Here is a 21,578-nt window from a genome sequence, read left to right on the forward strand (position 1 = left end):
TTAATTCACCTCGTAAAGATGTCTAAAATCAAAAACTGGTCTGAATCCATTTCTATTGTTCCCAGTTGATGCTCTTCTACTTACATCTTGAAGCTCAAACCCTGCCCCATTGTTATTCCCACCTCTTGCAACACATTGTGCAGGATCTAAATAATGTGTACTCTGCGTAATTGTTTTATATTTAAAATGATGCCATACATCATCATCACACGCCTCAATTTTTCCATTTAAATTGGAATTAACAATATACTTGTCATACTCATTATCATGCGGGTAAGCGCCTAATATTGCCTTATTCGTATCATTCTCTAACATCCCTTTGTCATTTATTTGACTAACTCCTCCTGTTAGGCATCTCATATATCCGTATACTCCATTTATAGTCATGGCTTTGCCTTGGATGTAATTGTTATCTTTTTTTTCCTTTAATTCATTGTAGGAAATGATTGTTTTAATCACTCTATCCGCAATAAGAAGACCTTCATCTGCCTTAATAAAATAAAAAATCCCTCGTGCGTTATTTATTTCTGCACCGCTATAATCAATCTCTGGAAGCGTCAAGTAGTCACTTCCAGCACCTCCCCATGGACTTACCCCGCCAGTGAACTCGAATGGATTGTTTGAATACTCATAAATTCTCATGGGAATGTAATCCCCTACCTCCATTTCTAGAATGAAGTCTCGCTCTACACCGGACGTTTTAGGCTTGGCCATCCACCTTCACCTCTCAATTTAATTGTAATTTTATTTATCTTGAATACGCTCTTATTCGAACTATCCTCTTTATATTTTTCGCATATATCTTTGTTGACACGATATATCCCTTGTCCTTATAGCTATCATCTAAAGTCAAATCGTGCTGTTCCGTATAATCTACTTTTAGAAGCCCGTTATCTATTCTTGCGTACTCAGAATTATCGTAATCTATCATTCCATTAAATCCTTCAATTTCTGTCATTTTTCGGCTGCTGCTATCTGCTTGGATGATGACTTTAACTCTGACATATCGCGCTTTTGGACTAGCAATTGTACTATTCCCGCTAAGCTTTACATATGGACTCCACATGCGATTATCATGAGAAGTTTTAGTAAGAATTGTAACCTTGGCTCCATCAACAATTTCTTGAACGCTGACTAACTTATTAAATGCCGTATAATTATCAACTAAATCAATCACTTCTGACTCCCACTCGCCATTTTCAGCTAATGCATGAGTAAGTTTTTCAAAACCATTAAGCTTTGGAATCATACCGTTTGTAATAGACCAAACGCTTTCATCCCAATCTTTGAATACATTTGCATCCTTCAATTCTTTTTCGGTTTTTGCAGCGCCAGCGAAAGACGCTCCATTAAATAGTGGATGATTGTATGTATTGTAATCCGTGTTATAATAGATATTGCTTCTTGCAGCATAACTATATCCAACAACCGCTGCTATTGTGTCACTTTTTCTGTTTCCTATTAAAGTCCCTTCAATGATAATGTTATTAAGTAGACCAGCTCGATATAACCCTGCGAGGATACCTACAAATCTAACATTTGTACTTTCTGTAATATCTACATCTACATTGATATACATATTTGTGATAGTTCCCTTTACAATATCTCCGAAGACTCCACAATATATGTCTTGAACTGATGTGTGTTTTGTCTTTATTTTCCCGGTTACAACTACTCGATCAATAATACCACCATCAATTGTAGAGGTTATAATTCCTTGTCCATTTATATAAGCCACGATATCAACATTTTCAATGTATAGATTTTTGACAACACAATTATTGTTGATTGAAGAAAACAATCCTGTTGGCACACCTTCGATTTTTTGCGTGAAGTTCATTATTTTGAATCCGTTCCCATCCAGAACGCCATAAAAATCAAATCCACAGTATCTTCCTTCCTTGAAGGTTCCAACATTGAAATCAATATTCCGCACCAGTTTGTAATAGGCATACGGCCTCTTCCGCATATTAAAAAAATCATATGCATCTCGGATCAAATAAGGATCTGCTTCTGTCCCTTGTCCTTTATGATCCGCAGCATCTGACTCTTTAATTTCATAAAGCCTTTTCAACTGTAATTTACCCTCATCAACAAAAGTGTTTTTAAACACACCTTTTTCGAGGTTGATAGGCATGCCGATCTCTTCAACCTTCTGCCCTGACTGTAAAGCAATCTCACCATCAACAAATCGAACGCTGCCAACTGACTTCCCATTGTTTTTAGACTTTGAGTAGTCCTTTACTTCGTCATTTTGAATGCTGCTCTTTTCAAATCTCCAGTAACCGACTAACCCTGTTTCAGAACCTGTCAACACTTGAAAACGATCTGCACGAATTTGCGCCTCTAATCTTGCAAAATTCCAAAGTCGTACTTCATCCATTTTCCCTTTGTAGTCAACACCAAATCGAAACTGAGTAGATGTTGTTTCGAAAGGGGTCGTGTTTCCATATCCAAAGACTGACTCAACTTCTTGTTTGATTCCGTTTACATAAATTGTAATTCCTTTCATCAAACCACCGCCACTATACGTAACTGCGATATGATACCAATCGTTCCAGGATTGAATGACTTCATTTTTGGTTGCAATCATCTCACCACCAACACTAACTGCCACTTTTCCTCTTGTTGTTGGATCGTTATTCAGTGGATTAATGATAATTTCAAACTTTTTGACATTAGGATAGTCATCACCATATCGAACAGGAACCATCAATTTAGAACCGTTATCGTCTGGTTTCATCCAAAAATCAATCGATCTTGGCTTATCGCCTGTTGGAAGTCCAGCAGCGCCCATCTCTACATACTCGCCAGACGTTCCGCTAAAATGGATTGCGCCATCATTTTGAGTAGCCATGTATATTCACCTCAATTAATTAAAAATCAAGCTCTTCATTGTCCCTCCAAAGTTGTCAATTACTCCACCGCTCTTATGTTCAAAGACCACATAATTTACTTTCCCATCGTCATTTAACGCTCCACCTAGCATCACTTCGATAGGAATAGTTTGTTGCATAACTTTTTCCTTCAAAGCTTCAACAAGCGCCGAAGAATGTTTTTCGCGAAGGGTATGATATACGCCTTCCTCCAAAGTAATTGTGTATGAGCTGCCGTCAACATCGAAAGTTAATGTATCATTTGTGGCTTTCATAATTTTCACATCGCCTCTAATGTCCTTTGTCCCCCATAAGAACTCTGTCATACCTTTCATCTCCTTATTTCAATGTCCATGTAATATTCGTACTATGTCCCTTTTGCAAGGGTGATTCAATCTCTTCCACAACCAAGCCTCTGCGTTGAATTACGATTTTGCCATCGAGCTCCTGATCAGAAGCAATTTTGAAGGACATATACGCTTTATCTTGATAAGGAATGGATACAATCGCTTGAAAGTTAAATGTAATCCCATCCAAATCCAACTTCTTCTTATATCCGAAGTTATATTGCGTAATCCGGTTCGTAAACATTCCACAATCCGTTTGTTTTTGAAATGGATTCGCCTCACTAACCGCATCCTTATAAGAAATAATGTCGTTATAGAACAAAGATCTTCCATTCAATAGATACTCTTTGCCGTTTGCTACATAGGAAATTCTAAAATCTTGGCCGTTAATAGTAAAGACTCCATTCGCCGCTTCGAAGAATAGCTTGGAGCTATGGCCAATCAAGCCGAAACGAAGAAGCTTCATTCTATCAATACTATAGAAGCGATACGGATCCGATTCTTTTGTTTCAAGATCGTATTCACATAAGTGTGTCCCATCATAGTAGTCCGCCACCCAGATAAAATCCTGACTTAAAATCGGATGCGTGCCATTACTAGTCGAAAATATCATTACATATACCTCCACTATAATTTGCCTGTCAGATAAAGAAAAAAGGACAGGCTCTTTCGAGCCCGTCCTTCATCATCTTTATACAAATCGATAGGAAACGCGGATTTTAAAGTTCTGTTTGCCTGCACTTGCAGCCAGCGGAACCGCTGCCTGCAATGTTACGGTGACGAAGTTACCGCCTGAATCCGTTTGATTGCCGTTATTATTTATTCCGAGAATCTCTTTTGCACTAGGTGTTACAGGCGTAATTGTCGCACCTGCGTTATTCTTATCAGTCGACTTCGTAGTACCGATCGGCTTGCTTCCTGAGCGGCCAATTTTGGATGTATCTGCTTGGAGATCCGACTCTGCCAATGTATCAACTTGTGCATGGAACCAATCATCTCTTACAACCTCTACTATTTTCCCTTGTTTGTCGCCTGTACCGCCATCCATATCCCGTGTCGTGATATGGCAGTCTTCCATCTTGGATACATCTGTAGCCCCGCCTCGGTTATTCCAAATATTGAACGTAAAGGGGGGACCCCAATCCCCTGCATCAACCACTCCAAAGTCGAAGGGTGCCACAATTTCACTTGCATGATTAAAATCGTACCATTTAATAATCGGTGCTGTTGCCATTTGAATCAAACTCCTTATTGTGTAATTTTTATAATAACTTCAATTGTAATATCTTGGACATCTCCGCCAAGCTGGAGAATTTCCAAGCGAAAAATATCGTCTTTCGCCACATTTGCAACATCAACTTTCCTCAATCCATCGTCGAAGTGTTCTCCCTTGCGAAATACAATATTTCTAGAGAGTACATCCGACCAATTGAGCATATCTCTACTCTTCTGCAGCGAAATCTCAGTGCTTACCTTCGAATCTGCACTGCCTATCACTCCTCGAACATTGACAATCTCCCCTTTGAAGGGAAATCTAGCATGAATATGCTGAACGCCAATATCCGGGAACTGAGGAATTACAAAAGTAATGACTCTCTCTTTAAGTCGATCGTCATAGGAATTTAGCTTCGCCCAATCCTCCTTGGACATCAGCCCATTAACCCCTTTATTGGCTAACGGAATGTTGCCCCCAAGCAAATCGATAGGTACCCAAGACTTTCCATCCCAGCGGTATCGAATCCCGGAGTCATACACTTGAACGGTCCAACCAATTTTCGGATACGGATAATTACTAAAAATTTGTTGATACGTTTTTACATATGGCAAGAAGACGAGTCGCGTCGTTTCATAAGCATCATAAGCCATGTCTGTCGCTATTCTTGATTCTTCGATACTTTTTTTAGCATTTGTAGTGGCGACATCGGATGTAATGATCGTCTGCAGCAACTCGTCTCTGAGCTTCTCATAGTCCTCTGTTTTGGCATTTACATCTTTAATTTTCACATTTGCACGATCAATAATCGTCGCAAGGGACTCGACAACATCATTCATCTCATCCTGGTGATAAATTCGACTAGACGGGTATTGAATGAATCCTCTTCCCTTATAGGATACGTTGACGGCATTCGATTCTTGGGATTCATGGAATTCGATGACACCCGTTGAATAATTGACACCGAATTCATTTGGCTTAATCGCCTTTTTCGGAGTTCCTTCGTAGTTGGCTTCCATTAATCCAGCTATTTTCACTCGCGTGAAACGATCCGGTATTTCCGCAAGAATTACCTTATGATTCAGCACTTTCAAATATTCGGCTCTATCGATATAAGGATCTTCATTCGTTCCTTGACGCCATACGATATGTATCGGATCCAGGTATCCATAGTGATTATACGGCATGTATTTTCACCTCCTTTAATTGATATGCACATTGCTGCTCCCTTCTGCGATGGTCGTTGTAGTACGGGCATGCGTAGTCACAGAAGATCCTGCAGTAGCCACTTGTCTCCCGTTGACGTAAACGGTACTTGAGCCGCCCGTGATATGACCTGTTCCTCCTTCGTCGGAATAATCCAACTTCCAACCACCAAGTGAATATGACTCTGTTTCCGTAACAGAGTCACCAGTGCATGCGACTGGTCTTCCATTTACAAATACATTAGAGACACGATCACTATTAATCACTCCGCTTATATATGCGTCTGTATAATCTGTCTCCCTTACCTCATTATATTTAGCACATGAGCCATCTTCTCTTTCCCGAAGACAAGTATTACCTTCCACATAACGATATTTTCTTACGTGATTACTTGCAACAGAAGGGTTCGTCCTTGCGCCTTTATAAGCCATTTCTGCCATTTGATTCACCCCAAACTAAGAATGAATAAGGTACTGATCGCAACAATTAGTTCAAATCTATTCTTCCTGCATTCAATGAAATCTTATTTGGTGTCATCATAATCTTGCTTCCGCCACACTCCAGCACAATTCGAGTATCCGACTTTACCTTAATACTTCCTTGTTGAGCCTCAATGACGATTGCATCGTCCTGCTTATTTAATAGTTGAATCATTCTCTTATTCCCGATGTCGGTAGAGCCTTCAAAGTAAAATCCCTCTGAGGTTTTCTTAATAATACCTTGATTGCCTCGTCCGGTTCCTTGTCCCCAAATCATTTCAGGATAACTATGACCATCATTTCCTTTATTTAACTGTAGCACAAATTTCTCTACATCATCCTTTGCTGAATTACCTGTGAGCAATTTTATGAAATTACTTCGTACATAAACATAGTCTTGCTTCAGTCCAGGAGTTTCTAATGTTTTCAAGTTATTAACTAATAAATCAGAAATGTATCCGTTAGTTTCTTCATCAAATACTAGTTCTTTATCCATATCCGGTTCGATAATCAGCTTTCTTGCTCGCAAGGTACCATCGGGATTAACCCAGAACCGCTTCTTCTTATCCACATCGATGGCGATACCTTCGGTTGCATTTAAACGTATTTCTTCACCGTGGGCACCTATAATTTTGATCCCCTCTTTAGCACTTAAGCTAATCTTTTCGCCGAGATCGCCATCGTGAATATGCAATGCTTTTGTATTCAGCTCAACGGCAAATAGCTTGCCATCCTGATCCACATAGAACCGTTTGTCCCAATTTGGACTTGATCCCGAGCCGATGTTCTTCTCTATCTTGATCCCCTCTGTGGCGTTCAAGACGGTTCGATACATCTTATCTCCTCGAGTTACAACAATACCGTTATTCGCGTCAATAACCGTGTTATTATAATTTCTCCCTAACTGCAAGGAACTCTTTTCCAAGAAGTCGGCCAGAACAACCCTGCCATATTCATATTCTTGATAGAAGCTTTCCCACTTCTCATGGAATTCCGTGCGTGTGGATCTAAGATCATGGATAAGATGAGTGGTCGTATTCATGTTCGCAAAAATCGGCTGCATATAACTTTTCAATCGATTATAGCTATCCTCCAGCTCGTTGCCGGCTGTTACGAGCTTACTTTGCGCCTCATCCAGTTCCGCATAGGAAGATTCCCTGTCATTATATATAGTCATTGCATACCGATTAATTTGCGATTTTAGTTCATTGTATTGCTTCGTCACAATTTTGAACTGGTTGGCGAGCGTAATTTTCTCGGGCGATACAATTACGTCGTCCAATACGATAGAATCGAGCACAGTAAAATCAAGATTTAAGGCATCCGCATCCAGCAGCACATTGCCGATTTTCGTCTCGATCCGCAGCCGCTTCGCCACTAAATCCTCCGCGATCAAAGTGCCGTCTGTATACTCCGAGCTGCCTACCGCCGCGTATACTTTATTGGTCCATTTGTTCTTCTCCCATTTTTGCAGGGCCAAGCCATTGGTCGCATTCAGGACGGCCCGGTACTTGCCGTCACTCCGGAGCGCAATGAATCCGTATTCCCCGATCACGACATTGTTGTAGAACTTGCCCATATTGAGCCCGGAATAGAACTGCGCATCTTCAATTTCGTTTCTCAGATTTTTCTCTTCGTCATAATACGTCTTAAATGCAAGAATAAATTCCGAACGATCCGCGATTTCGCTCGTTTTTTCGGTCAATGGATCGTGAATAGCGATGTTCAGCGGATCTACGGAAGTAATTTTAATATATTGGGACATATATTCTATAAGCTTCCGATAAGCTTGCGTCAGCGGCTCCGTAGAGTACCGATCCTTAGTGCTTGGCTCCTTCGTGAAGAATTGGGCATTCATATTAAAATCATCATCGCGCTGAGAGCGCTTATACTCTTCTGCTTGCTCCAGCATGCGATGATATCCCGCTTCCACCTTGTACAATTCCGTAATGATCTGCATCTTCTCAATAGAAGTCAGCTTATTATCCATGACGATTGTCTTAAAATCACCGATATTGAAATAGTTTGACTCCGCATCTATGATCTTCTTCCCAATGTCATTGAACACTTTAATGTTCTTGGCGACCAGACCATGTGTGTAAAGCGTGCCGTCACGTTGATCAGCCCACATTACTTTTTCCCATCCATCAGGCCGCTTGCTGTTCGCTTTATCGATGACGAAGCCTTCCTTGTCCGTTACCTTGACGCGCGTAATATCGTTGAAAGACATGAGGCCGAATGCATCCGGATTTTCTTCGACAAGTCCCAGCTTCATGACCAGCTTGCCATGCCGATCGAATATTTCTCCCTTGGAGCCCTGGAACTTCAGAACCCCGCTCTCATCTTCAATGGCCAAGTTAACGCCCATGATCACTTTCCCGTATATCCGCTCGCCAACGATACCATCAGCCGTCAGAGCATGCTTCCACGTGTTGCCGCCATCATTCGTAATGGCGATCATCGAATTCAATCCAACCAAATAATGAAGCGGGTTCTTCGGATCCCGAATAATTAAGCCTCTGTCCGACAGCTCTACCACCTGGTCTTTGGCCCCGATAATCGCGTTTTTGTTCGCATCCCAACTGTTGTTGATAATCTCGTTGATTGCGCCGTTATTTTGCATGGACAAATCCCATTTCCACGAGTCGATCGAAACTTGGGTAGACGTATTATAGGACTTGTACAGCATATCAATAAATTTATCTTTGTTGGCATACATGTCCTTCATGTTGCTGATCGTAAGATTGATGCCTTTATCTTCGAAGTTATATTCGATCTCGGTAATTTTCGCTTTGTAGCGAAGACTGATTCGCTCATGCTCAATGCCGATCGTATCCCCGAGCCCCAATTTGTCCCAATTCCGTTGCTCCGTCACCATCGACAGGAAATTGACCAGGTCGACCTTTAGCGTAATCTTCTGCTGCTTTAGTTCATCAAAAGCCTTTAATCCTTCGGTTATTAAATCTTTCGGATCCTCAATATTGGAGTTTTGCCACTCTTTCTCAATGACGTACTGATTACGTTCATCCAGCAGTTCCTTCGTAAAGTTGTTGCGAATATCGAGCCGCAGCTTCAAGGCATTGATATGATTCATGATTTCTTGATGTTGCTGTTCGATTTGGGTTACTTCCGCTTCTTTGCGGCTGATTTGGGATTCCTTGGCCTTGATTTCAATAAGCTTCGCATCCAATTCATTTCGGAGAGAGTCCAGATCGCTCAGCAGCAAGGTGTAATCTTGAAACGTATTATCCGCATGATCGATCTCATCGCTCAGTTTCGCGATCCGCGTGTTCAACGTATCCCGCTCATCTAGCAGCATTTTCAATTGCGTGTTCAGTTGGTGCAACTCCTCATTCTTAATATGTAGAATGGAATTGTTTGCTTCACGCTTGGCGACCAGTTCGGTAAAAGCGTCCCGCTTCTCCTGCAACAAATCCTCATATTCCAGCAGGGCATGGCAAAGCGAGTCCGTCATATAATCACTATGGGACAACACCAGATGCTCTTGGGACATGAACTCTACATACTCTACTTCGAAGGGCTGATTTATGCTGATCAAGCCATAGGCGCCTTGCAAATATGCCGAATCATGGCCCGATAGGACAAGTCTGTCATCGATCCATATCTTTATATCCTGGTTATATACTTCGACTGCCATCCGATAGTGCACATCCGTGCTCCAGCCATCAATCGCATCTGTTAAGGCAAGCAGAATATCGTTCCCGTTCTCCCGTTTATAGAGCCGCAGCTTTTCCTTGCCCCAGCCAACACCGCCTTGAATTTTGCCGGACTCCCAGCCCATCCAGTAATAATTGCGATCATCCTGGTATCTGACAACGAAGCCCATGACATTGTCACCGCCGGTCGCTTTCAACGTGGAAGATAGTTTGTAATTTTGGCTTCCCAATGCACTGGAATTCACGATCGTAGAAAGCTGCTGAAGATTAGAGGTGGAAATAAGCTTACCATTAAGGACGCTCCATTCCGTATCATAATGATTCCAGTTCGCTTTCATGTCAGGGCCGTAATAAAATTGTTGGCTATAGTTTCGATCTTCCTTATACGGATAAATGAAATAATTAAAGTCCTCCACATAGGACGTGCCTGTTGGATTGATTCCGCGAATCGTTATGTCCTCTTTGCCGTACATCTTCAACCGCGTTACAATCTCTTCGGCATTATCCTCTTGATTAATGGACTCTAAGTATTTGCCGTATTTAATCGAGAATCCTTTATCAAGCCCAATAAGATCCGGCTTTTTTAGGCTTACGGTTCTATGGAGCGTATCCCATACGACCACAGCATTAAAGGTTTTGGCAATATCGAATATGACCTCCAGCACGGTATTGGACGATACTTCGAGCCCTCTTCGCTTCAGCTCGAATTCAGAATCGACGTAACCGACTTGCCATATGGATTCGATCAGCACATCCTTCATAAGCTCCGTGGCGGTCTTCGACACGGCCTTATAATCCCGAATAATTTTATCGTTTAATTCGTATCCCAATGACAAGGTCGACACCGACACGCTCTCTCCGTCGTCGCCGGCTCGCTTCCCGATTTGGTTCACTATAAAATATTCTTTGTAGGAGCCAAGAACGAGCTTTATCAGATATCTTCCTTTAATCAGTTCAAAGTTCTTGTTGCGCGCTACGATATGATGCTTGTCCAAATAAGCAGGGAAATCGAATGTAAGCTCATTAAGCGCGCCGAGCTTCAAATTAAATACGATATTATGCGCTTCCGCCAATTTGGATATCGCCTCTTTATTCGGCTTGCACAGAAACAGTTGGGGTCTAATTGGCTTTTTTTCAAAATCGATATCTCCTAAGCGTAACATCCTTTGTTCACCTCCCGAATTATCCCTGTAAGGTTATATACTCATGTCTAATTGTCAGTTCAAAGTCGCCTTCGCCGGTTAACAGGTTATCCCCCACCTCTAGTTCTAGAAATACGTTATTATGCTTATCGTAGCGATATACGAGCGGCAAGTCGGACACAATATCTTCATTCTCGCAGTCGATGTACACCTGCTCATTGTTGTTTAAATCCGCTAGTTGTAATATCTGGCCGTTCGTTTCATTTGTGAGCTTAATCGTTCCGGCCCCATTGCGCTTCGTAATCCACAATTCCGGCTTACAAGTGACATCCCCCGTATTAGTCAACAAGTATGAGCCGAGCAGGGAGAACGAGATACCGCGAAATTCAGGGCTCTTCGTACCTTCATTGCGCAGCACGACTTTGTATTGCAGGGAACATTGTTCCATATCATAGTAACTGTCTCTGAACAAATCCCGCTCATTGAAAGCAGCCTCGTTCAGTTTGATCCACTCCGTCCAGTTTGTAGAATCATAGGACAGTCTTATAAATACATCTACCGTCCCGTCATGACGTTCATATTGAACCTTCAAATCTTGAATATACGTTTCGTAATGAGAGCCGACATCGAACACTTGCGAAACATAAACACCCTTCGGTATATATAAATCAAGCCAACTGGTCATTTCCTAACCTCCTTCGATATAAAAATATAAGCTGCCCGAAGGCAGCTTATGCTTATTTAACCTATGACCGTAACCCGATATTGATTGACGGCAGGTACGGATGGAAATGTTAAAATAACACTATTCTCATCTATCATATTCATTTGGGCCTCTATCGCCGCAAACGGAGATTCCGCCTCCCGTACCATGACAACTACATCTTGCGTATTCAGTTGATGCTTGATTGTATAGGTCGTGGAAAGACCGTCTCCGAGCGTTTTGGAATATTTCCCGGTTGCCCCGAGGTTTCGTCTTGCTCCGTCAGCGTCTGTAGCTCCGGTACCTCCATGAGCCAGCTCGACAGTGTCTGCTTCCCATTTCCCCTTTTTAAGGGTGCCTACTGTCTCAATCGTGGCTTCTCCCTTATAATTACCAATCGTACCGAACGGCACGAATTCGCAGCTGGCGCCCATCTCTTTCCATTGAACGGTCTTATGCACATACCAGTGCACGCTGCCGTCGACAATGGTCGAACCGCTAATATTGCCCCAGGCAGGTTCTACGGAATCCGAAGCGCCTTCAATAATGCATTTATAGTAATAGCTCATATCACCATTCGTAGCAACGACAATTTCATCTAGCTTATAATGGTAAGATGGCTTCCATGCCGTATGTCCGTACAGATCATATACCAGACTTCCTGGTGTAGTCGGGAATGTTGGCTGCTTCATTCCGCTTGTACCGCCAATGATGCATTCATAATAATGGCCATTATCCGGAGAGGCTTTCACCTTGTTGCCTGCCGCATAGGAATACTGCTTCTGCCATGAGGGCGCAAATACGCCTTCCCGCACATTTACCCAACCTGCGAAATCGCCGCGCGATGCATTCTTATTCCAAAACTTCTTCCCTGCATGAAAAAACTCACCCATCTCGGGGTGAGTTGCTGCGTCGGATATTAGCTCTTCAAAATGATTATCGATCACTTGGAAATTTTCGGCCAACCATGCGATAGTTTGATCGACCTGATCCGATACTTGCGGCTTTTTTAACCCCATCTTCTTCGTCTGTATCATCATAGATCACTCCATTTCATTCCTGTATATTGTAGCCATGTCGTGCTTCCGCTCTTGACCTGCAAAGCTCCGTTGACGATTTCGATATTTTGCTGTGTACCCATCCCATTAGTAAAAGTGTTTTCCTGGATCGTTTTTGTCAGTTTTGTGCCGTCGAACATCATCTTTTCCTTCAAAGTCTTGGGCGTATAGGAGTATGGACCATCGCATCTCATCTTCAAGGTAATGTAGCCTTGCTTCAATCCATTATGAATGAGATTCACGTCTCCATCCGGCATGCAATAAAATACCCGGTTCGGATTATCGACGGTATAGAACGGTTTATAATAAGTCTGCGACAGCCAGCGGGCAACCTCCCGGATACGCCGTTCGTCATAATGGAATTCAAAGGCGAATGTGAGATTAAATTCGAGCGGGCTTAATTCGATGGCCTGAAAATATGGTTTATGTCTACCGCTTACTTTTTTCTCGACAATGCTTCTTGACGGCAGCAAGCTCTCCTCGAACATGCCTCCGTCTAGTCTGCAATTCAATAATCCCATATCGACGGAATAGATGCCGTCATAATAAAAATGTACGCCTTCCAGCATTAAAATCTCCCCCCTCTAGTACGCTTCAGTTTGTTCACGATTTCCGTTGCCACGATATCTGCCGTATTTCGGTCTGCATTTCCATTCACATTGACCTCAATGTTATATTCATGCTGTTCATTGGCTGGAGCGGGCATGACAGTCGGAATTGATGCCGGCATGAAGTTAGAAATAGGGAAGCTTGGCACAGCGGAGCGAATCTGATCGACGATGCGAGCCGTGTCCAAAATGTGCTTCGTCTGCTCAGCGTTCAATACGAGCTCCTTTTTATCCAATAGCGCTAATTTGCCGAAATTTCCGTTCCAATCTCCCGTATAACCACCTGTATCGAATTGGTACAGAGGCTTTCCGTCCTTATACCATGTTCCGTACTTATATACTGCACCTATTTCTTTCCCAAGCTTTTGGTTCTCTTCCTCTAATTTTTTTCTTTCCTTTTCATCAGTGGTCAGTTTCCACTTCTTACTGTTGGATATCATTTCAGTGATTTTGTCTTTTGTGGATAGTAAGCTGTTACTTGGGAGGCCTGCAGTAGGTTTATAATTGCCATCGAGGTTTTGGGGCTTCGTATCGTTGACGACCGATCCCATGGAACCGAGCTTTGAATTGTCTAATTTTTTGAGTTCGTCAATTGCTTCCTTTACTTTATCGGTGAAATTCGTCGTAATCGAATCTCCTAGTATATCGAATTTGGAATCGACTTCCCCCGACCAAGTGTTGACGGTTTCAAGCATTTCATTGAAGTTGCCTTCATATACTTGCTTGCGCATTTCAGCAAATTTTTGTTCGTTGTTCAGTTCATTTTCCCAGAACTTTTGCCGTTCCTCCGCTTTCTTTTCCAACAATTCGACCGTGTTGTTGTATTCCTCTTCCATCTTTTCTTTTTTGCTTTCCAGCTTTTCTTGCTCCGAGCTCAGCTCGTCCTCCAGGTTATTCTTTCGGAGCTCGATTTCCCGATTATGCTGGTATTCGGACAACTCCTGTTCTTTCTCGTTCAATTGCTTGATCAAGTCGGCTTTTTGACTTTTCGCTTCATAGGAATCATCCATGGACAACAAGTCGATTTGTTTTTTGAGATCGGTAATTTCTTCTTGTTTTTTGGATAAATCATTCTCATAGGTTCGCGTGGATTCCGTGCGATCAAGCATCTGCATTTGTTGATCGTACGCATCCTGCAACGCCTTGAGTTCTTTATCGATTTGCTTCATTCGATTCTCATGAACCTTTTTATCTCTTTCGATCTTGTCTTTGTAATGTTCCTCGTCCGCTTTTTTCATGAGTTCGAGTTTTTCTTTGTACAGCTCGACATATTGATCGGCTGCTTTTTCGTAAATGTCTTTTACGCTGCCATTAAGATCCTTAACCGACCGTTCTGTATCCTGCAGCTTATCCTCTTGTTTCTCGATTTCATCGGTCAAACGTTCCACGATATCTTTGTTGTTTTTATTTAACTCCAACTGCGACTTAAGGAATTTAATATTGTTTTTAATATCATTGGCCTCACCCTTGCGCAAGCCAGCGATTTGTTGCAAATATCCGATATGCTTCGCATAATCCCCATCTTCTTTATCCACGTCATAGCGAATATTATCCTCTAGTTGCTGAATGCTTTTGGCATATTTTTTGCTCTCGTCGTTCATGCGGTACAGATGCTTGTCGATGACGGAGTTGGCAATATCAGTATTGATTTGGTTTATTTCCGCATCTTTTTGCAAAATATCATTTTTGCTCTTTCGGATATTTTCCTCTATATCTTTCTTGTCTATCGGGTTTAAATCTTTGTTTTGCAGTTGTTTTTGATAATATGCCAATTCTTCCTCATGAAGCTTTTTCTGAACTCCCAATAGTCTGGCTTTTTCAGCGGCATGATCCCGGTATCCTTGCGTGGTTCGATCGTAGAGATTCATTGCATAGTCTTGATATGCAATGTCATCGGTCAATTCTTCTCTTTTGATGTTATATAGGGAAGCCGTTGCGTCGACTAACTTGCGACTTAAATTGTTGATATTTGATTCCATTTCGGACGATTGAGATTTCAAATCATTGAGCCTATCTTTCGCTTGGGTCACCTCTTGCTCAATTTCCGCTGCAATCGCTTGTTTCGTTTTATTTGCATTTTTATCTTTATCGACGGTCATATAGCCGGTTTTCTTGATTTGTTTTTGCTTGATTTGTTCGTTTAAAGAGCTAATTTCATCATCAATCGCTTTTTTCTTTTCTCCAGACAATCTAATCTCATCGCTAAGCGCCTTTCGGTGCTCGTAAGACCACGTACTATACTTTTCCTGAATTCTTTGTTGTTCTTCAATTGATCGGTTGAGTTTATCAATGCTTTCCTTGTATTTATCTACCACATAGATTGCATCTTGAAGTTCGGGTTTCGGGTTAGAAGAATGAGAACTCCCCCCAGAAGAACTACCACTAGAAGCTTGTACTTTTTTAGCAGCTGCTTTTTCCTTTAACTCTTTAAATTTTTCTTTATATCCATAATATTCGTGCTTTATATGACGATTATAACCGGCTTGTGTAAGCTCTTTTGCTGCATTTATTTCATCGATAGTAGTCGTGTAAATTCCTTTTTTTCGATTGCTCTCTATTTCATCATTTTTCTTTTTTGCGTCGTCATAAATCTTATCTACATCAACATCGTATAAATTTCGAGCATCCATTAACAATTCGAGAGCATCAATTTCGTTTTCGATTGCTTCAATTGTATCGACTGCTTTGTCCTTAGCAGCAATGCCTTGTTTCTTCTTCTTATCGATATCATCTTGAAATTCTTTTTCTCTTTGCTGCATTAAATCTTTTAAACCATCTGCAGTAAGTTGAATGTTCCCATTTTCAATATATATTGCATCATTTAAGGAAGGATACGTACTTAGCAATTCAGTAATCGAATCTTTAGATAGCTTTTGGCCATCTGCTAATTTATGATAAGCAGAACGGAGATTTTCAATCTCTTTCGCATTTTTCGGATCAATTTTCATTCTCGTGCTATTTATTTCTTTGGCTGCTTTTTGATGTCCGACTCTTATGTCATTGAATAATTTGAGGAACGGATTATTAACCGGATTTTTGCTCAATTTTTCTTTTATATTATCTATAACATCAAGCATATTATTAGCCTGTTCTGGTTTTACGTTCATTAAATCATCTATAGATATTTTGTTACTTTGAATTGCCCCCATTATTTCATTAATAAACGAAGGGATCTTTTGAGCAGCATCTTTTGTGTTTTCACCGAAATCATCTATATTTTCCGTAAATATTTGCTTTATGGATTCTATAAATAAAAACTTATTTGAACCTACAGGTATATTGCTTGAGTTAATATAATTCTGAAAGGCTAAGTTAATAGATTCATTGAATTCGGTAGAACCATGAATGACACTGTCCTTCAAGTTTTGATTTTCTACTTCATATTTTTCTTTTTCAGCGATAATATCATTTATAAACTTATCAAAATTTGCTAAGGCTGCACTTCTATCGGGTGATCGTTGAAAGCTATTTATTAGAATAGTATAGAACGGATCAACGTCTAGAGCTTTATCTTTTGGTAAGGCATCAAAAATTGGATTCATTTTATTTGTGAAAGCTTCTTTTATACCCTCAATATCATCAAATTTGATGTCTTTAATGTCCGTTTCGATAAACATTCTTGCTCTTTTTGCAAAGTCGAGCCGCGTATCTTGGAAGTCAATTTGTTTTTTGTTATTTCTGATTTTCTTAATATTTTGATCTACTTCTCCAAAACCGCCATCTAACTTTAACTTCAACTCTTCTTTATTATTTTTTAGTTCTCTTTGCTCTTCTTCTACTCGAAGCCTCTTTATTTCATCCGCACTTTTTGCTACAGCATTCCCATATTCATCATAGTGGGATATAAGTTCGGGCATCTTCGTTTTCATTTGCTCAATAATACCTAAATACTTTTCCTCTTCCTCTATTGTTCGGCTTTTACCTTTAAGTTGCAAATTCTCAAAGGTATCAACATCCATATTCTTTCCATCAAAAATGCTGTCATAGTCTTCTTTAAACTTTTTAATTCTTTTGGTATCGTCATCGAGGAATTTTAATCTTTCTTTTCGATCTTTCTCTGGTTTGTTGATAATATCAAATACGCCTTGAATTACTTCCCCAACCAGCAGAAGTGCACCCGCGTATGGAACAAATCTCGCTATACCTTTTCCTATTTTGAGGAATAAAGCCAATAGCCCTCCCCCGTCTAACAAGAGCCCTTTTAAGGGAGCAGTAAACCCAGCAAAAACGGTTGCAATAGGAAGAGAGCCCAATGTTTCTGTTACTTTTGTAAAAAATTCTACTACTGTTGTTAACCCCGAAATAATGTCTTTAATGGCTTCTGAATTGCTGAATGTATTCCAGAATTCAGTAAGAGAAGTTTGCAGCTTCCCGATGCGCGCCTCGAAGCTATCCGAATGTTTATTGAATGCTTCAGCCGCCGATCCGGCCGAACTCATAGCTGTTTCGGTTGCTCCCTTGGCCTTGCTCCAATTCTCAATGATGGAGGATACGACCCCGCTCTGATCCCCGCCAATCTTACTAGAAATATCTACTTTCTCTTCCTTCGACAACTTATCCCATACTTGAGAGAGACTCTGGAAGATTTCGTAGGTAGACTTAAAGGTCGTTTGATCCTCTTTCATTAAGTCTAGAGCGCCGCTGCCCATCAACTTGTATTTCTCATTGAGGGACGCAAATGTTTTTTCAATTTGCGGAACGACGCCCCTTACTTTTTCGCCGCTCTCTGAGAGCCCCTGCAATCTCATGGCAATGGTCTTTAATCCCTCTCCGGCCTTTTCCGGATCTTTCAGATCAATATTCGCTGCCGTAATCATTCCAATGGATTGCTGAACCGTATTTCCTGCCTTTTTCAGATCAGAAGACGAATCTATCAACGCGCTGCCCAAGCCTTCTGACGTGATGGAGTAATTATTCTTAACCGCCGTAAACATATCAACGACGCTGCGGACATTGTTCCCGTATTTATCGACTTCAATGTCGAATCCGCGCAAGACAGCTATGATGCTCGCGCTCGCGTCCCCTATGCCCATGCCGCCTACCTTGGACAGCAGCATACTATTTTCACTTAGCGCCGTTGACTGTTCCAACGTATAGCCCAGCTTCTGGAACTCAGTGGTTGCTCTTACTACGGAAGCTGAAGCAACGCCCATTTCTTTGCTGATTCCAAAGGCACGGTCTTTAAACGCATCCAATTCTTGCGAGCTTGCCCCGGACGTGCTCTTCAGATCAATCATAGCCCTATCGAGTTCAACGACTTGCTCAAACCCCTTCTTCATCTGATCGCCGAACTTGAACGAAAATTCAAATGACTCGGACGCGCGTTGCCATGACGGAATACCATTCATTGCAGCAGCCAGCTTATCTGGAATCGATTCTTCCTTTTTTGCTTTACTATCCGAAGAAGATGCCTTTGAGCCCGTACCTTGCACACTAGCCTCATTTTTCTCGGAAACCACCATAGCGGGTTGGTTTTGAGCAGCTGTTGTTTGCATTTTCAGCAATTGAGCATATGCCCCCACTAACTCATCCGTTTGGCGCTTGGCTTCTTTTTGCTGTTTGACAAATTCCTTTCCTACTTTTGCAACATCGATTTTAGACAGTTCCTTGATCGATCTTTTTAACTTACTGATTTCTTCACCGGCCTTGCCAAGCCCGTAGTCGATATCAATCTTGCCAATCGAGGCTATTAATTTTTGAATGCTATTTACTTCGCGAATAACACTGTCTTTGTTCTGGATAATAAGTTCCAGCTTGAATTTATACTTTTTGCTAATGTTCGCGATCAGTTTTTTTATATCTTTTTCAGCATTTTTCATATCTACGCCTACTAAAATTGTCTGATCATTCGCCATCATCTAACACCCCTTTTCAGTACATAAAAGAAAAAGGAGTGCTCTTCGCACCCCTCACCCATATCATTCATATGTAATCATCTCCGCAATATCGCACCATCTGTCATATTCCAAAGCCTCGCTACCTTTAAAAGTCTTATCGCACTCTAAAATTAATTCTTTTATAAAGAGCAGCATTTCTTTACGCTCTGTATTTTGCTCAACAATAAAATTCTCATTTAACAATAGAAAATACTCACCCTGGAAGCCTTTTCGATCAGGCACATCATACATTTGCTGACCGTTCGAATCGATAATGACAGGCTCACCGTTGCTGTCCAGCTTAGCGAACTCGCGAATCAATTCCGCATGCTCTTCTTGTATCAGCTTGTGACGCTCCATTAAGACTTTCACGAATCTGGTTCGCATTCGCGATTTCTGTCCCGTTAATTCAAAGCTCATCAAAAAGGTAATAAAGGGCTCAACCTCAGCATTTTTTAGTTCCATTTGAAATTTCTCCTTTTATTTTGTTTGACGTTCAATATAATCAAGCGGATTAGAACGAATTTTACGCTCCTTCAACAAATACAAGAAGAAGGACGACATCGAACTTAATCTTCGTTGAATTCTTCGTTCATTATTTCCTAGCTCCATAATGCAAAACGAAATAAAATCCTCAATTAGTGAGATCATTCTGTCGATCCCATTCTCAGAATTCAGACATTTTAATATATCCTCTTCTGACATTATTCCTTTTTCAACTCTGTCATGTAAAAAAACCAACCACTGATTAAAATCAGATAAGTAACTTAATTGGGAGGATTCAGTAAGACTTTTATATGTAAAATAACAACTCACATAATGTTTATTTTCGTTCGCTACCTTTTCTAACTTCTCTTTTGTTACGTATCTTATATATTTTCTGCTAGACAACTTACTATCCCCTGTTCTTTATTCCATTAGGCTTTTATCCACTAACTGTGTTTTCATTTTCTCTTTCAGTTCTTCAAATTCTTTAGCATTTGCATTGAAATTATCGATAGCACTTCGCAGGGTGCTAGACAATCTTTCGAGCTCTTTTTCCTCAAAACTCATATAAATCTGAAAAAGTGTCCCTGTATTAATCATGGTTTCAATGGCTTGAAGCTGCTCACTGAATGTAGAAGGAAGCTCTAATGTTGTAAAATGCTTAACCGTTAAAAACATCAAATACGGAACAATAATTTGTTCATATTTCTCCTTATCTTGCAATTTAGCTTGATCGAGCTTATCGATCAATTCTGTAATGCAAGAATCCATTTTGGCGGGACTAAAATATTTACAAATTTCTAAGCCGAAATGCTGGGCCTTTTCCCCAATGTCAATCGTAACGACAACCTTTTTCGTTTCGTTGAACTTCTCATTCATTTGTGAAATCAGTTCATAATTTAAGTTTTTTACTCGCTTTGCCATTTGTGTTCACTCCTGAATCGTCAATTTATAAATAAAATGTTCATTTTATTAAAATTCGAAAAAAAAGGCGAGAAGGAGAACCCTTCTCGCCTTCAATTAATACTTTATTCAGCTTTTGATATTAGTAACGAACAATCTTAACCATGTCTGTGCTTGCTGGATCTTTAAATACGTCCAATTTCATATCGAATACGGATGGATCTCCATCAGGCTGCATAGTCAATGTAAACTCGGAACCGATTTTTGCTTTTGGAATGACGATTTGAACTTTCTCATCCTTACCTGTCGTTTCAGAACGCCATACCGTTTTACCAACGACACGATAGTAACCGCTGAACTTATCGGACTTAATCGTAAGAACTTCTGCGTCACTCGCTGTTTGGTAAGTAAAGTACACAATAACCTTTTGACCAACTGGCAGGTCACTGGATGGAACCGTAATTTCCTTGTCCGTTACTGTGATTGATGCCGTCGGCACTTCTTTTCCTTGGCTATAGCCATCTTCAGAGAAGTAGATTTGAACAGAATCTTTATCTGCCTTTTCTTCAAGGACAATTTTCGAAATATTCGAACCGCCGTCAGTTGCCACGGCTACCACACGCTCATAAATCATTTCCGTGCGTTTCTCCAGCTCAGTGCCTGTTTGCATCGCAATGGATTTTGGATTCAACAGTGCGTCCTGGATATTAAATGTAGCTGTACGACCGAAATCCCAACCTACAAGACGGCTTCCGCCTTTACCGCCAGTTGCAAAGCTGCTTTCTGCCGTATTTTCCAGATTAGATAGCTTCAATGTATCCAAGTACAATTCTGCCTTATTCGTCAACAAATTGTAGAACATTACATCTGCTACCTCTTTAACTCCAAATCGTGCCATAATAAATCCTCTCCTTAATAAGTTATGTTTGAGTTGCTTACATTCTAAATAGTCACTTATGCGTAATGATTTATTGTTTTTTGGTTATTCTATTCTCCAATCCTAT

15 protein-coding genes are annotated in these 21,578 nt (G+C 40.9%); all 15 read right to left on the minus strand.

Annotated features, from left to right (window positions below; genetic code table 11):
- Nucleotides 1–714, minus strand: coding sequence for a hypothetical protein (locus tag BLS15_RS01750; RefSeq protein ID WP_090509595.1), 714 nt, complete (start codon nt 712–714; stop codon nt 1–3).
- A gap of 34 nt (nt 715–748) precedes the next feature.
- Nucleotides 749–2,857: a LamG domain-containing protein gene (locus BLS15_RS01755; protein ID WP_090509599.1), complete on the minus strand. Its 2,109-nt coding sequence runs from the start codon at nt 2,855–2,857 to the stop codon at nt 749–751.
- A 15-nt stretch (nt 2,858–2,872) separates the two neighbouring features.
- On the minus strand, nt 2,873–3,202 hold the full coding sequence (locus BLS15_RS01760; protein ID WP_021257618.1) for a hypothetical protein: 330 nt from the start codon (nt 3,200–3,202) through the stop codon (nt 2,873–2,875).
- 13 nt (nt 3,203–3,215) lie between these two features.
- Nucleotides 3,216–3,836: a hypothetical protein gene (locus BLS15_RS01765; RefSeq protein ID WP_021257619.1), complete on the minus strand. Its 621-nt coding sequence runs from the start codon at nt 3,834–3,836 to the stop codon at nt 3,216–3,218.
- Nucleotides 3,837–3,914: 78 nt separating this feature from the next.
- A complete protein-coding gene (locus BLS15_RS01770) occupies nt 3,915–4,457 on the minus strand; it encodes a hypothetical protein (protein ID WP_021257620.1) in 543 nt (180 codons plus the stop codon).
- Nucleotides 4,458–4,471: 14 nt separating this feature from the next.
- A complete protein-coding gene (locus tag BLS15_RS01775; protein ID WP_090509604.1) occupies nt 4,472–5,623 on the minus strand; it encodes a hypothetical protein in 1,152 nt (383 codons plus the stop codon).
- Nucleotides 5,624–5,638: 15 nt separating this feature from the next.
- The gene (locus BLS15_RS01780; protein ID WP_028531731.1) at nt 5,639–6,082 is read right to left on the minus strand and encodes a PAAR domain-containing protein; all 444 of its coding nucleotides are present in this window, start codon (nt 6,080–6,082) and stop codon (nt 5,639–5,641) included.
- A 46-nt stretch (nt 6,083–6,128) separates the two neighbouring features.
- The gene (locus BLS15_RS01785; protein ID WP_090509609.1) at nt 6,129–10,961 is read right to left on the minus strand and encodes a phage tail spike protein; all 4,833 of its coding nucleotides are present in this window, start codon (nt 10,959–10,961) and stop codon (nt 6,129–6,131) included.
- Nucleotides 10,962–10,980: 19 nt separating this feature from the next.
- The gene (locus tag BLS15_RS29260; protein ID WP_254777264.1) at nt 10,981–11,625 is read right to left on the minus strand and encodes a phage tail family protein; all 645 of its coding nucleotides are present in this window, start codon (nt 11,623–11,625) and stop codon (nt 10,981–10,983) included.
- A 56-nt stretch (nt 11,626–11,681) separates the two neighbouring features.
- Entirely contained in the window at nt 11,682–12,683 is a 1,002-nt protein-coding gene (locus BLS15_RS01795) for a hypothetical protein (protein ID WP_139170626.1), read from the minus strand.
- Nucleotides 12,680–13,270 carry a phage tail domain-containing protein gene (locus BLS15_RS01800; protein ID WP_028531727.1) on the minus strand — a complete coding sequence of 197 codons (591 nt, stop codon included), beginning with the start codon at nt 13,268–13,270 and terminating at the stop codon, nt 12,680–12,682. Before BLS15_RS01800 ends, BLS15_RS01795 begins: the two co-directional genes overlap by 4 nt.
- Nucleotides 13,270–19,167: a phage tail tape measure protein gene (locus BLS15_RS01805; protein ID WP_090509613.1), complete on the minus strand. Its 5,898-nt coding sequence runs from the start codon at nt 19,165–19,167 to the stop codon at nt 13,270–13,272. Before BLS15_RS01805 ends, BLS15_RS01800 begins: the two co-directional genes overlap by 1 nt.
- 60 nt (nt 19,168–19,227) lie before the next feature.
- Entirely contained in the window at nt 19,228–19,650 is a 423-nt protein-coding gene (locus BLS15_RS01810) for a hypothetical protein (protein WP_090509617.1), read from the minus strand.
- A gap of 444 nt (nt 19,651–20,094) precedes the next feature.
- Nucleotides 20,095–20,595, minus strand: coding sequence for a hypothetical protein (locus BLS15_RS01820; protein WP_090509624.1), 501 nt, complete (start codon nt 20,593–20,595; stop codon nt 20,095–20,097).
- 121 nt (nt 20,596–20,716) lie between these two features.
- Complete coding sequence (locus BLS15_RS01825) at nt 20,717–21,472, minus strand: hypothetical protein (protein ID WP_090509628.1); 756 nt, start codon at nt 21,470–21,472, stop codon at nt 20,717–20,719.
- Between the last annotated feature and the right edge of the window lie 106 nt (nt 21,473–21,578).

Origin of the sequence: Paenibacillus sp. cl6col (genome assembly GCF_900102125.1) — a bacterium.
Classification (GTDB): domain Bacteria; phylum Bacillota; class Bacilli; order Paenibacillales; family Paenibacillaceae; genus Paenibacillus_B; species Paenibacillus_B suaedae.